Genomic DNA, 13,012 nt, shown 5'->3' with positions numbered 1-13,012 from the left:
TGTCCATGGAACCCAGCATCCTGCATTCTTCCGGCAAGACCGGCTGGATCGAGGTGATATGTGGCTCCATGTTCAGCGGAAAAACGGAAGAACTGATCCGCCGCATGAAGCGGGCCCGCATCGCCCGCCAGCGGGTGGAGATCTTCAAGCCTGCCGTGGACACGCGGTATGACGAGGAGGCCGTCGTCTCGCATGACGAGTCTGCCATCACCTCCACGCCGGTTTCGTCCGCCACCCAGATTCTGCTGCTGACCAGCGACGCGGACGTGGTCGGCATCGACGAAGGCCAGTTTTTTGACGATGGACTGGTCAGCGTCTGTACCCAGCTCGCGCGCGATGGGCGCCGCGTCATCGTAGCCGGGCTGGACCAGGACTATCTGGGACGGCCGTTTGAGCCGATGCCGCAGCTCATGTCCGTGGCGGAGTACGTGACCAAACTGCATGCCATCTGCGTGGTGTGCGGCGCGCCGGCGAATCACTCACAGCGACTCACGGCAGCCTCAGGCCGCCTGGTGCTGGGCGCAACCGAATCCTACGAGCCGCGGTGTCGACGGTGCTTCCGGCCCCAGGAGGGCGGCGAAACACCACGCACGGAGGTCAAATCGAAGGCGGAGGCAGCGCCCACGCCGGACGCAGACGTCTAGGCTGCCGCGACCTCTCGGCGGCGGCGACGTCCGGGCTGCCGGCACGCTCGAGGCCAACGGCAAGGCTGCCCGCACCACAGCAGCAGCGACTAGGGAAGCGCCGGAGGCTGCGCACCCTCGATCTGCGCCGCTGTCGCCTTGCGCCTGCGGTAGATCGCCTCGTCCAGCCCCCAGAGCGTGAGGCCGATGGTGCCGAGCAGCGCCACCGACAGCAAGGGCTGCCAGATCACCAGGCCACCGATGGTACCCAGCACGCCGCCCAGGTACTTGATGTAGTTGAGCTGCTCATTGGTGGTCTTCTTGAGCAGGTCCTCCAGCTGACGCTCGTCATACCGCGAAATGTTGGTCATGATCATGGAGTACACATCCAGGTTCTCCACGAAGCCGAGCACGATGCGCGTAGCATACATCTCGATGTCCTCGGCGCGAGATTCGATGCGTTGCGGAATCTCGTCCAGCAGCTCATCCATGCCGTCCAGCACCACATCCAGGTTCGACGGAATGGCATGCACCGCCTTGTCCAGGCGCCGCTTGAAGTCGTCCTCGTTCAGGAAGCGGTAGGCTTTCAGAGCCAGGCCGCCGACCCCCTCGCCCAGATATTCTTCCAGCTTCTCGGCCGTGAACTCGACGATGCGCGTGCGGACTTCGTCCGACGTGAGCACCGTCTCCACGTAGTCTGCAGTGATCGACTTGAGGTCACGCCGGAAGTCCGGATCCTCGAGGATGCCCCGGGTGACCGCGAGAGCCATTTCGCGGTACTTCGGGATGATCTGGGCCTCCTCGATCTTCTGCTTGATGATCTCCTCATTGATGAGCTCATCAGAGACGGCCTTGGCCAGCCGGTAGACAACCCGTTCCCGCTGCGAGGGGATCAGACCCTGCCCGAAGATGGGCCGGCGCTCGCGCGGATTGAAGAGCATCGTGATGGCCAGCCAGTTGGTAAAGAACCCGATCAGGCCACTCACCGCGAGCACTCGGAGCAGGTTTTCCATCGGCAGGGCGTAGCCGAACGGCTGCAGCACCACGCCATCGAAGTCCCAGACAAAGGAGAAGCCGAACAGCGCGGCAAGCAGCCACGGGATGGCCCGCATGGCCATCAGGACCCTCCCCAGGTTGCCTTCAGCCCTGGGCGGCGCCTCCACCGCGGATTCCGAGCGCTGCGGCGCGGGCAGATGGCGCTTGATGTACTTCGCCAACAGGTCGCGAAAGTCACGCACGCGCGCAACCGTCAGCGCCTTCGCCTCCTCCACATCGTGGACCGGTTCGGGATGGACCTCGCGTTCTTCCACGTCAGAATCCCAGTCGTTCGGCGTCTGCCTGCATGCCGGCAATCACACGGGCGATGTGCTCGTCCATGTCCACGCCCAGTTCCTCGGCTCCCTGGCGGATGTCGTCCCGACTCACCGCTGCAGCGAACGCCTTGTCCTTCAGCTTCTTCCTGACCGAGCGCGGCTTCAGACCGTCCAGCTTGGCAGGCCGCACGTAGGCACAGGCGGTGATGAAGCCGGCCAGCTCATCGCACGCAAAAAGGGCTTTGGCCATCTGCGTCTCCCGCGGCGTGCCGCTGTACGTGGCGTGGCCGAGGATGGCGTCCGTGACCGCCTTCGGGTAACCCCGCTCCCTGAGAACCTCGACACCGACAAACGGGTGTTCCTCCGGCGTGGGGTGCTTCTCGTAGTCCATGTCGTGAAGCAGCCCAGTGATGCGCCAGAGTTCTTCATCCTCTCCCAGGTGGCGGGCATATTCCGCCATGGCAGCCTCGACCGCATAGGCGTGGCGGCGCAGACTGTCGGACTCCGTCCAGGTGTGGAAGAGCTCGAGGGATTCGGCGTAGGTGGGCATCACTAAAAGACGTCTACGAGGCGGAGCTCCTTCAGATACTTGCCCGGGTTGACCTGGAAATCAGCTACCAGAGCCTCCAGCGTCGTGAGCAGAGAATCCGTGCGCCGGTACATGCTGTCGTCGTTGATCAGCAGGCCCAGCGTGCCCTGACCGCTGTTCAGCTTTGCCAGCAACTCGTCCAGGCCGGCCGTGGTCTGGTCCAGCTGGGCCAGTGAAGCATCCACCTGTGCAAGCGTGCCGCTCAGGCCCGATACGGCCGCGCCGATCGAGTCCGCATTCTGCTCGAGAAAACTGTTCAGCTGACCGGTGGCGCCGTCTACGTTCTGCAGCGTCGAGGCGATGGTCTCGCGCTGTGTGCGCAACAGGTTGTCCAATGTGGTCATGGAGCGGCGCGCGGAAACCAGTGTCTGGCGAAGGTCCGAGTCGGGTTGCGCCAGCAGTTCGTTGGATTCCTGGAGAACCCCGTTGAGATTGGCGAGCACTCCATCGACCGAATCAAGCAGCTCCGGCGCCTTGTCCGAGAGCTCCCCGATCAGGTCGGCAGACTCCTTGCTGGGCACGAATCCGCCCTCCTCGATGCGCGGGTTGGTCGGGTTGCCCAGTTCGATATCCATGCGCACCACACCCAGGGCATCGAGACCGCTCACCAATGTGCGGGATCCCTCGGGAATCGGCAGGCCGGAGTCCACATGGAAGAGCACGCGCACGCCGTTGGTCTCCTGGTTGATGTAGACCTCATCCACCGACCCGACGGTAACCCCGTTCACACGCACCGTATTGCCGGCGATCAGGCCGGAAGCGTTGGTCAGCTCGGTCTCCAGGTCATAGGTGCCCCGGAAAAGCGGCAGGTCCTCGAAGTAGCGCACCCCGAGGATGAAAATGATGGTGGCCAGCACGATGGTCGTGCCCACCTTGAGTTCGTTGGAATACTTCACGTCAGTCGTCTCTTCTTCGGCTACGTACGCACGCCGATCTGGTATTCATTCGCCTTTACGAAATCGCGCAGTGTCTCGTCCTCGGAGGCGTGGAGTTCGTCGATGGTGCCCACCCAGTGCATGCGGCCCTCATGGATGAACGCCGCCCGATCTGCAATCGAAAGCACCGAATGCATGTCATGCGTGATGACGATGGACGTCACGCTCAACTGCTCGGCCAGGCTGCGAATGAGGTCGTCGATGGTATTTGATGTCTCCGGATCCAGGCCGGAGGTCGGCTCATCATACAGGATGTATCTGGGTCTGAGTGCCACAGCGCGGGCAAGCGCTACACGCTTCTGCATGCCGCCGGACAGCTCGGCCGGCATCTTCTCCCCCACGTCGGGCAACTCCACCATGGTCAGGCATCGCAGGACTTCCTCCTCGATCTCGGTATCCGACATGGTGGTGAATGTGCGCAGGGGAAACGCGACGTTCTCGAAACTGCTCATTGAGTCGAACAGTGCGCCGCCCTGGAAGAGCACGCCGAACTGGCGACGGACCTTGCGGAGTTCTGCATACGAGATGTGATCGATGTCGACCCCATCGACCATGACCCGCCCCTCATCCGGAATGAGCAGGCCGATGATGTGCTTCATGAGCACCGACTTGCCGGAGCCCGAACGGCCGATCACGGCGATCGTCTCACCCTCCCGGATCTCGAGGGAGACGTCCTTCAGCACGACCTTGTCGCCGAAGCTCTTCCAGATGTTCTGAACCTGAATCATGTCAGAGCAGGGCTACCGCAAGCAGGAGGTCTGCAACCAGGATGTAGACACAGCTGGTAACCGCGGCTTCCGTGGTTGCGCGCCCTACGCCCTCGGCCCCACCGCCGGTGAAGTACCCCTTGTAGCACGAAATGGATGTAATCACAAAGCCGAACACAACCGACTTGATGAGCCCGAAAATCGGATCGAAGGGCTGAAAGAATTCCCGGGCGCCGGACACGAACTCGCCCAGCGGCACGAACCCTCCAAGGGATCCGATCATCATGCCGCCGGTGACACCCACGAATGAGGCCGTGACGTACAGCACAGGAAACATCACGACGCCGGCCAGCACCCGCGGGACGATCAGATAGCCCACGGAGTTGAGCCCCATGGCCTCCAGCGCATCGATCTGCTCGGTAACGCGCATCGTGCCCAGCTCGGCCGCAATCCGGGCTCCGACCCTGCCGGCCAGAATGAAACCGGTCACGACCGCACCCAGCTCAAGAATCATGCTAGGCACCACAATGGAGCCGATGATTGATCGGGGTATGAACGGAGAGACCAGCTGGTAGGCGGCCTGCACGGTGGTCACCGCTCCGGAGAAGGCTGCGGCAAGCGCCACAATGGGGATGGAGTCGTACCCCACCCGAATCATCTGTAGCGCGATATTCTTCCGGTAGGACCGCAAGTCTCCCAGGGTCGCGAACGCCTTGCCCAGCAGCAGGGTATAGCGCCCTACAGCCGCAGCCGGGCTCAGCACAAGGGAGTTGACAAAGGCCATCTGGGAGGGTCCGGAGGAAGCAGTCCGAACCTACGCGGGCGGGCCAAAGTTGTTGTAGAAAGGCCCGAGAAGTCGATGGGCGGTTTCACGAGCGATGCGGTCCGTGCCGAATCCGAAGACCGCCTCCTGCGGGTGGTGACAAATCACTGTCACCGGGCCTCTATAGATTGCTGCCACACCACCCACATCTGATGCCGAAGATCAAGTCTGTATTCGTCTGCCAGGAATGTGGCAATGAGGCCCCTCGATGGACGGGCCAGTGCAGTTCATGCGGCACCTGGAACAGCATGGTGGAGGAACTCGGCGTACCTCGTACAGCCCGCCCCGTGGTGACAATAAAGGCTGTCCGACTGGGCGAGGTCAACGCAGAGGAAGGAGAGCGGCTGGACACCGGTGTGGCGGAGTTTGATCGCGTGCTTGGAGGCGGCATTGTGCCCGGATCGGTCACGCTTGTCGCGGGTGATCCGGGCATCGGCAAAAGCACGCTGCTGACAGAGGTCGCCGCGTTGCTGGCTGGCCGCGGCGTGCTGTACGTCTGCGGGGAGGAGTCGCCGGGCCAGGTCCGTCTGCGTGCCGACCGACTGAAGGTCTCCGCGGATGCCGTGCATCTGCTGCCGGAAACCAGTGTGGAAGGCGTTCTGCACGCGGCTGGTGAGATCGACCCCGCCGTTCTGATTGTGGACTCCATCCAGACCCTGTTTCTCCCCAGCCTGTCCAGCGCTCCCGGCTCGGTGGCGCAGGTGCGCGAGTGCACCGCGCGGCTGATTCGTTTGGCCAAGGACTCCGGCATGGCGGTGTTTCTTGTCGGGCACGTGACCAAGGAAGGCTCGATTGCAGGGCCTCGCGTACTGGAGCACATGGTCGACACCGTGCTGCACCTCGAGGGAGATCGGCATCACGCTTTCCGCATCCTGCGTGCCGTCAAGAACCGCTTCGGATCGACCAACGAGATCGGCGTGTTCGAAATGCACGGCAACGGCCTGCAGGCCGTGGACAACCCGAGCCGGCTCTTCCTGCCGGAGAACGGGCGGAGCGCGTCAGGCACCGCGGTGGTGAGCACGCTTGAGGGCACGCGGCCCGTGCTGGCCGAGCTGCAGGCTCTGGTGACGCCCACGTCCTACTCCACGCCCCAGCGATCCTCCACTGGATTTGAGGCGAGGAGGCTGCAGATGCTGCTGGCGGTACTGGAAAAGCGGGAGGGCATGAAACTGTCGAGCCATGACGTGTTCGTGAACGTCACAGGCGGCCTGCGCCTTGGCGAACCCTCGGTAGACCTTGGTGTGGCGATGGCCGTGGCCAGTTCGCTGTTTGACCGGCCGCTTCCGGATCGCACGCTGTTCGTTGGTGAAATTGGCCTCGGCGGCGAGATCCGCGGAGTATCCCAGCTGGGCAAGCGGCTCAGCGAGGCCGAGAAGCTGGGGTTTGCCGCTGCGGTGATTCCTGCGGGGAACGCGCCGGACCGGAGCGGATCGCTCGAGCTTATCCCGGTGAAACGGCTGAACGGGGCGATAGACCGGGTGCTGTAGCACTAGGCCTCAAGTCCCTTACTCCTGCGGACACCAGGCGTCGCGGTCCGGTTGAGAGCACCTAAACCGGTCGGGTGGGTAGGACTCGGGGCCACACGAGTGGGAGCCGCTGAGATCCCATCGTCCGTCTTCCAGGAGGCCCACCGAAACGGTTCCGCAGTCCGGGTTCACGAAGTGATACCGTGCTGTATACCCGGGGAATAGCGCGAATGCGCCCGTGTCCGCAGGAAGAACAACCCAGTCCGGATGGAGCAGGCCCGTTCGAAAGTCTTCGACTGTCAGACCGTTCTCCTGCGCCCGGTCCAGTCCGACCAGGGGTTCGACGGGTGGCGGTATTGGCTCAGAGATCGTTCTCTGGATCTGAATCTCCTGCTCAGGGCCACAGCCTGCCGCCACGCCCAGCACAACGAGAGCCAGGAGGCAGCCCCGATAGATCCCCGCCCACATGCCCTATCCCCGGCGCCTGAGGTGACGCACCTCCCCATCGCTTTGGCCGACCAGAACGTCTGTCGCGAGTCCGACGAATATGCCGTGCTCGACCACCCCGGGCATGCCCGATATGTCAGCCGACAGTCCTGCGGCATCGTCAATCCCCGGGAAGTGCGCATCGACGATCCACATGCCCTGGTCGGACACCACCGGGCCGTCCTTGGCCTCTCCCATACGCAGTTCGCAGCGTGCGCCGAGTCGCTCCAGGCGCCGAATGACGGGCGAGGCCGCCATCGGCACGACTTCCACCGGGACCGGCATGCGGGTGCCCAGCTTCTCGACCATCTTGCTGTCGTCTACCAATACGACCAGCCGGACAGCCTCGGCCGCGACCACCTTTTCGCGCGTGTGCGCTGCGCCCCGGCCCTTGATCAGCGTCAGGTTCGGATCTACTTCGTCGGCGCCATCGAACGCGAGGTCAATGTGCTCGACCTCGTCCAGGGTCGCGAGAGGAATGCCGCACTGACGGGCCAGACGCTCGGCGAAGAAGGACGTAGGCACGCCGACCACGTCGAGCATCTCGGACTCGAGGCGACGCCCAAGCGCCTCAATGGCCTTGGCGGCCGTGGATCCGGTACCGAGGCCGAGCACCATGCCCGACTCGACCCAACCGGCCACTTCTTTTCCGACGCGTGCTTTGGCTTCCGCTGACATAGGCCCGTCCTGATTCGGCGGCATGGTAACCCCTGGCGGGCGGCCATGCCACAGAGCCGGACTGGCTACTCGTAGCGCAGCGCATCGATGGGATTCAGGCGGGCGGCCTTCAGGGCCGGGTAGCCGCCAAACACCAGCGAGATGATGGTCACCATCACGACGGCGCCGATGGCCCAGTTGACCGGGAAGGCAGCGCTGATCTCGAAGTAGACCGCGGTCAGGTTGCCGACCAGCGCGCCCAGCAGGATGCCCAACAGGCCTCCGATCTGGCACAGGACGAACGCCTCGGTCAGGAACTGTCTCATCACGTCCTTGCGTCGGGCGCCAATGGATTTGCGAATCCCGATTTCTCGGGTCCTTTCGGTCACAGACACCAGCATGATGTTCATGATGCCGATCCCGGCTGCGAGCAGCGCGATCAAACCGATGCCCGCACCCGCGGTGGTGAGCGTGCCGGTGAACGCATCGAAAATGCGGCCGATGCTGTCGTTCGTGCCGATCTCGAAGTTGTTGTCCTCTCCAGGTCCCACGCCGCGAATCACCCGCATGCGCCCGGTCGCTTCTTCCATCGCCGACTCCATCTGCTGCGAGTTGGTTACGCGCACGCTGATGTTGGCGATGTTGCGATTCGGGTTACCGTAGAGTGTCATTCCGCGGGTGATGGGAATGAAGAGGCGGGTATTCTGGTTGAAGCCCAGGAAACTACCCTGATTCTCCAGAACACCGATCACCTCGAACCGGTGTCCCCGGAAGCGAATCTCTTTCCCGAGTGGCGACTCGTTCGGGAAGAGCACGTCTACCGCATCCTCAAGCAGCACGGCGACCGGACGTCCGAAGCGAACATCCTCTTCGGTGATGTATCGACCGCTCTGCAAATCGTAGGAATAGTTGGCGAGCAGGTTCTCGTCGGCACCGATCAGAACCATGTTGGGCTCGGTCTCCCGGTCCTGATAGCGCACGGCTCCGAAGCTGAAGTCCTCGATGACCCCCAGTGCAACGGGCGTGCGCATGGAGCGCTCCAGACGCTCTACTTGTTCGTAGGTAATCGGGGGGCGGTTTCTGGAACTGCGACCGCCTTCAATCCGGATTACCGGGTACTGGGAAATCGTGAAGGTGGAAGCTCCGAGGAAATCCAGCTTCTCGTTGAAGTAGACGTCGATCACCTTGACCGCGGTCACCGAGACGATGATGGCGAACACGCCGATCACCATGCCGAGCAATGTCAGGGCCGACCGGAGCCTGTTGCCCCTCAGCGCCTCGAGCGCCATGCGGACCGCTTCAAAAAATGCCATGGCTATTCGTAGCGAAGGGCTTCAATGGGTTCGGCCTTGGCAGCCGACCACGCCGGCGCAATGCCGAATACCGTGCCGACCGCCATACAGATGCCGAATGCGAGCATCACCACGCCAGGTCCCAGCTCGGCCGGCAGGATTGTTCGCACTCCAAGGAAAATGGGAACGGACAAAAGGACCCCGACAATTCCGCCCATCAGGCTCACTGCCACGGCCTCGATCAGGAATTGCAGCATGATCGTTCGCCTCTTGGCACCGACAGCCTTTCTGATGCCGATTTCCCGGGTGCGTTCTTTCACCGATACAAACATGATGTTCATGACGCCGATTCCCCCCACCAGGAGCGACAGGCTGGTCAATCCGATGCCGATGGCGAAAATGGCAAACTTCACGGGCTCAACCGCTGCGCGGATGGCCCCGCTCTCGTTGACCTCGAAGTTGTCGTCCTCCCTGGCGTCCAGGCCACGAGCCACGCGGACCACACCGGTCAACTCGTCCATCGCCTCCTCCACTGAGACCTCATCGCGCACCTTCACCTGCACGGACACGTCCCGGTATCGCGTGCCGTATTCCTGTTCGAAGGCACCGAACGGAATGCGCACCTGCCAATCGAATCCGCTGGCCTGATCCGCACCCTGGCCTTCTCGAACACCCACACCGATCACCCGGTAGCGCGTCCCGCCGATGCGAATGTCTTTGCCTACCGGATCTTCTACAGGAAAGAGCTGGAGTGCTATCTCCGATCCGATCACGGCCACCTTGCGCGCTGCGCGGTCATCCATCTCGGTAAAGAACGTGCCGTGTTCGATCAGGACTTCATGTACGTCGGGATAGGTGTGGGAAACCCCGTTAACCACCACCCCGCGAGACATGACCCGTTCCTTGTAGGTCACACCACGGAACGTCTGGGCCACGGTCGTTACGGCTTCCGCAGATCGAGCCCTGCGCTGGACTGCCTCGGCAACCTCGGCCTGCATGCGGGGGCGGTTGATGAACTCCCACCACTTGGTGCCGGGGCCCTGCACCCAGGGCATGCGTTCGATGTACAGCACATCGGTGCCAAGTTCGGCCATGTCCTCCTCGAACTGGCCTTCAATGCCCGACACCACCGTGGCCATTGCCGTCACGCTGACGATGCCGATGATGATGCCGAGAGTGGTCAGAAGGGAGCGCATCTTGTTCACGCGGATGGCGCGGAGAGCAATGCGCAGCCCCTCCAGGAGCTCAAACAGAAATCCGGACACAGGGAGGGTGGACTGGTTCGATGGGCCTTACGCAACCTGAGCCCCGCTGTTGCGCCCGTTCGTGGAACTTGGCCCCATCCGGGGCATGTCAATCCGACCTTCACACAATCTCGCGTTCGCCGGGCCCCTGCCGGCACCCGAAATCTGGTCTGAAATGGGCAAGCTTCGCATCCTGGGCGAGTTCTGGGAGTTTCTGAAAGTCCGCAAGAAGTACTGGCTGGCCCCTATCGTGATCGTGCTGGTCCTGCTGAGTGTGATTATCGTGGCGGCCCAGGGATCTGCCCTCGCGCCGTTCATCTACGCCCTGTTCTAGGGCAGGCCCGTGCCAAGTGAGCAAGGCCGGCAGTCCTACAGCGACGCCTCGAATCGAAGCCGGAAATCCTGATAGGTCCGGTTGAAATCGGCCTCCGTTAGCCGGAATCCGCGCTTCAACGCCATCATCGTCATGCCGGGATGCATGTTCGGGAAGGTGTCGAAGGCAAACTTGCGATAGCCGGCCCCGCGAGCCTCATCCATCAGCGCATCCAGCAGCGCCTCCGCCACACCCTGACGGCGCCAGGACTGACGCACACCGCCTTTTGCAGAGTAGAACGTCATTCGGTTCTGCCGATAGCCCAACTTGAATCCGACCGGCTCCGCATGCACGCGGGCCAGGAGCATGGTCAGGTCTTCCTTGTCGAAGCTGTTGATGATGCGCTTCTCCCCGAAGATCTCCCGGTTGAGGGCATCGATCTCGTCCAGTCGATCGCGACCAATGCCCTCGATTACCAGCCCATCGGGAGCCAAACTCATGATCCCGCCTCCGGCAGCAGCGGCGTCGGTGCCTCTTCAACCAGGCTCCACGGCTCCAGCAGCGCCTCAGGTACGCCCTGCACGAAGCGACTCGGACTGGTCAGGAATTGACCGTGGTAGCGCCGGTACTGAACGGACGGATAGGTCACGAACAGGTGATCCGCAGCCCGGGTGACGGCCACGTAGAACAGACGGAGCTCTTCGTCGATCTCTTCGTCGCTGCTGACCGAATAGCTGGACGGAAGCACCCCTTCCAGCGCGTGGATCACGAACACCGCCTTGAACTCGAGGCCCTTGGCGGAATGAATGGTCGACAGGACCAGAGGAGCCTCGTCTTCCTCCAGCGGCTCGACGTCCAGCGCCGACAGCTCAATCGGGTCGAGCGCGAGCGAACTGAGGAGCGTGGCCCGGTCGGTGTAGCTCTCGACCACGGAGACCAGGTGGTCCAGATCCTGCTCGCGCTTGGGATAGTCTTCGTAGTACACCCGCTTGAGGATCGGCGCATAGTAGTCCAGCACGGCATCCACCTGCCGACCCAGGGTCTGCTTGCCCGAGGTGAGTGAGCGAAGCAGCGCGAACAGCGCGGCCAGCGAATCTGCGTACTTGGGAGACCACGGACGATCGGGCAACTTCAGTGGATCATCGCCGGCCTCCAGAATCCACTGGATGATCTGACCGGCCGTCTTCGGACCGATGCCCTCCAGCAGCTGCAGCACCCGATTCCACGAAATGGCATCCTGCGGATTCTCCAGAATGCGCAGGTGTGCCACAACATCCTTGACGTGCGCCGCCTCGCTAAGCTTCAGCCCGCCGTACTTGACGAATGGAATGTTGCGCCGGTTCAGCTCGACCTCCAGATCGTAGGAGTTGAATCCGCTGCGGAAAAGCACAGCGACGTCCCGCAACGGAATGCCCTGCTCGCGCAGATCCAGAATCATCTGACACACAAACCGGCTCTCGAAACGGTCGTCCGGCGCCGTCACCAGCGCGGGCAGATCTCCGTCTCCGCGCTCTGTGAACAGCTCCTTGTCGAACTTGTGGCGGGCCTGCTTGATGATGTGGTTCGCCAGGTCCAGAATGCGCTGCGTAGAGCGGTAGTTGTGCTCCAGCTTCTGCAACCGGGTGCCGGGAAACTCTTCCGGGAAGGCGAGGATGTTGCGGAAATCCGCGCCACGGAATCGGTAGATGCTCTGGGCGTCGTCGCCGACCGCCATAACGTTGCCGTGCATGCTGGAAAACGCCTTCACCAGCCGCGCCTGCAGACGATTGGTGTCCTGGTACTCATCCACCAGCACGTGCTCACACTTGCCTGCGACGAGTTTCAACACATCCGGCTCTTTCTCGAACAGTTCCAGCGTGCGCCGCAGCAGGTCATCATAGTCCATGAGCCCGTGGCTGCGCTTGTACCCCTCAAAGCGCCGCATTAGCATCTCGAGATCGTGGGCATGGGGTACGAATTGCGGATACTCCTTTTCCAGCAGATCACCCAGAGGCAGGTCACGATTCACGACGGACGAGAACATGCCCTGGATGGTGCGCTTCTTCGGGAATCGATCCTTTTTTCCCAGCTCCATCTGGCCCCGGATCACGTCGATCACATCGGACGAATCCGAAGAATCCAGGATGGTGAAGTTGTTCGGGAAGCCAATGCGGGTTGCGTGCCGTCGCAGCACGCCCAGACAGAACGAATGAAACGTGCCGCCTCGAACCTGCTGGCATCGTCCGTCCAGCAGTCCTGATGCCCGGGCCAGCATTTCCCGGGAGGCCCGTCGGGTAAACGTCAGGAGGGCGATGCGCTCCGGAGCGACCCCGGACTCCACCAGATAGGCCAGCCGGTAGACCAGCGTTCGGGTCTTGCCGGTCCCTGCACCGGCCACGACCAGAATCGGTCCACCGGATGCCGTCGCGGCGGCGTACTGCTGGGGATTGAGCTCACCGGCGTAGTCGATCCGGTAGCTGACTGGAGCCTGGGCCTCCTCTCGTTTGAGTACGAACTGCCGCGCCATCGCCCGAATAACCCGGGTGGCGGGCAAGTGTTCGGACACATGTGTGCGCTAGCGCTCC

General features: G+C 62.6%; 14 protein-coding genes. 3 read left to right on the top strand and 11 right to left on the bottom strand.

Features of this window, described 5'->3' with window-relative positions:
• Positions 1-20: 20 nt before the first annotated feature.
• Positions 21-644, top strand: coding sequence for a thymidine kinase (locus JJ896_07645; GenBank protein MBO6779512.1), 624 nt, complete (start codon positions 21-23; stop codon positions 642-644).
• Positions 645-733: 89 nt separating this feature from the next.
• Here JJ896_07645 and JJ896_07640 read toward each other — a convergent pair whose 3' ends face one another.
• From JJ896_07640 to JJ896_07620, 5 genes are read right to left on the bottom strand one after another with little or no spacing between them, the layout of a single operon-like run.
• A complete protein-coding gene (locus tag JJ896_07640; protein MBO6779511.1) occupies positions 734-1,933 on the bottom strand; it encodes a DUF445 family protein in 1,200 nt (399 codons plus the stop codon).
• Between the two features lies 1 nt (position 1,934).
• Entirely contained in the window at positions 1,935-2,486 is a 552-nt protein-coding gene (locus tag JJ896_07635) for an HDIG domain-containing protein (protein ID MBO6779510.1), read from the bottom strand.
• 2 nt (positions 2,487-2,488) lie between these two features.
• Complete coding sequence (locus tag JJ896_07630; GenBank protein MBO6779509.1) at positions 2,489-3,421, bottom strand: MCE family protein; 933 nt, start codon at positions 3,419-3,421, stop codon at positions 2,489-2,491.
• A gap of 20 nt (positions 3,422-3,441) precedes the next feature.
• Positions 3,442-4,188, bottom strand: coding sequence for an ABC transporter ATP-binding protein (locus JJ896_07625; protein MBO6779508.1), 747 nt, complete (start codon positions 4,186-4,188; stop codon positions 3,442-3,444).
• A gap of 1 nt (position 4,189) precedes the next feature.
• A complete protein-coding gene (locus tag JJ896_07620; GenBank protein ID MBO6779507.1) occupies positions 4,190-4,951 on the bottom strand; it encodes an ABC transporter permease in 762 nt (253 codons plus the stop codon).
• 191 nt (positions 4,952-5,142) lie between these two features.
• On the opposite strand from JJ896_07620, the gene radA reads away from it, so the two are divergent.
• Positions 5,143-6,477, top strand: a complete 1,335-nt coding sequence (gene radA / locus JJ896_07615; protein ID MBO6779506.1) for a DNA repair protein RadA — start codon at positions 5,143-5,145, stop codon at positions 6,475-6,477.
• A gap of 18 nt (positions 6,478-6,495) precedes the next feature.
• Here the strand turns inward: radA and JJ896_07610 are convergent, their stop codons facing one another.
• The 4 genes from JJ896_07610 to JJ896_07595 all read right to left on the bottom strand — a co-directional run bounded on the left by JJ896_07610 (position 6,496) and on the right by JJ896_07595 (position 10,156).
• Complete coding sequence (locus JJ896_07610) at positions 6,496-6,924, bottom strand: hypothetical protein (protein ID MBO6779505.1); 429 nt, start codon at positions 6,922-6,924, stop codon at positions 6,496-6,498.
• 3 nt (positions 6,925-6,927) lie between these two features.
• Positions 6,928-7,620 carry a ribose-5-phosphate isomerase RpiA gene (rpiA, locus tag JJ896_07605; protein ID MBO6779504.1) on the bottom strand — a complete coding sequence of 231 codons (693 nt, stop codon included), beginning with the start codon at positions 7,618-7,620 and terminating at the stop codon, positions 6,928-6,930.
• 65 nt (positions 7,621-7,685) lie between these two features.
• A complete protein-coding gene (locus tag JJ896_07600; protein MBO6779503.1) occupies positions 7,686-8,912 on the bottom strand; it encodes an ABC transporter permease in 1,227 nt (408 codons plus the stop codon).
• A 2-nt stretch (positions 8,913-8,914) separates the two neighbouring features.
• The gene (locus JJ896_07595; protein ID MBO6779502.1) at positions 8,915-10,156 is read right to left on the bottom strand and encodes an ABC transporter permease; all 1,242 of its coding nucleotides are present in this window, start codon (positions 10,154-10,156) and stop codon (positions 8,915-8,917) included.
• Positions 10,157-10,310: 154 nt separating this feature from the next.
• On the opposite strand from JJ896_07595, the gene JJ896_07590 reads away from it, so the two are divergent.
• A complete protein-coding gene (locus JJ896_07590) occupies positions 10,311-10,469 on the top strand; it encodes a hypothetical protein (protein ID MBO6779501.1) in 159 nt (52 codons plus the stop codon).
• 35 nt (positions 10,470-10,504) lie between these two features.
• Here the strand turns inward: JJ896_07590 and JJ896_07585 are convergent, their stop codons facing one another.
• Together JJ896_07585 and JJ896_07580 are read right to left on the bottom strand one after the other, a co-directional pair.
• Positions 10,505-10,948, bottom strand: coding sequence for a GNAT family N-acetyltransferase (locus JJ896_07585; GenBank protein MBO6779500.1), 444 nt, complete (start codon positions 10,946-10,948; stop codon positions 10,505-10,507).
• The gene (locus JJ896_07580) at positions 10,945-12,993 is read right to left on the bottom strand and encodes an ATP-dependent helicase (GenBank protein MBO6779499.1); all 2,049 of its coding nucleotides are present in this window, start codon (positions 12,991-12,993) and stop codon (positions 10,945-10,947) included. Before JJ896_07580 ends, JJ896_07585 begins: the two co-directional genes overlap by 4 nt.
• Positions 12,994-13,012 lie beyond the last annotated feature (19 nt).

It is taken from the genome of Rhodothermales bacterium (assembly GCA_017643395.1).
GTDB lineage: Bacteria > Bacteroidota > Rhodothermia > Rhodothermales > UBA10348 > JABDJZ01.
This window is presented reverse-complemented; position numbering and strand designations above follow the sequence as displayed.

Excerpts from the sequence above, each read along its gene's own strand:
- JJ896_07610 (MBO6779505.1), bottom strand. The coding sequence starts at position 6,924 with ATGTGGGCGGGGATCTATCGGGGCTGCCTCCTGGCTCTCGTTGTGCTG.
- JJ896_07600 (MBO6779503.1), bottom strand. The coding sequence starts at position 8,912 with ATGGCATTTTTTGAAGCGGTCCGCATGGCGCTCGAGGCGCTGAGGGGC.
- JJ896_07635 (MBO6779510.1), bottom strand. The coding sequence starts at position 2,486 with ATGCCCACCTACGCCGAATCCCTCGAGCTCTTCCACACCTGGACGGAG.
- JJ896_07585 (MBO6779500.1), bottom strand. The coding sequence starts at position 10,948 with ATGAGTTTGGCTCCCGATGGGCTGGTAATCGAGGGCATTGGTCGCGAT.
- radA (MBO6779506.1), top strand. The coding sequence starts at position 5,143 with ATGCCGAAGATCAAGTCTGTATTCGTCTGCCAGGAATGTGGCAATGAG.
- JJ896_07620 (MBO6779507.1), bottom strand. The coding sequence starts at position 4,951 with ATGGCCTTTGTCAACTCCCTTGTGCTGAGCCCGGCTGCGGCTGTAGGG.
- JJ896_07590 (MBO6779501.1), top strand. The coding sequence starts at position 10,311 with ATGGGCAAGCTTCGCATCCTGGGCGAGTTCTGGGAGTTTCTGAAAGTC.
- rpiA (MBO6779504.1), bottom strand. The coding sequence starts at position 7,620 with ATGTCAGCGGAAGCCAAAGCACGCGTCGGAAAAGAAGTGGCCGGTTGG.
- JJ896_07625 (MBO6779508.1), bottom strand. The coding sequence starts at position 4,188 with ATGATTCAGGTTCAGAACATCTGGAAGAGCTTCGGCGACAAGGTCGTG.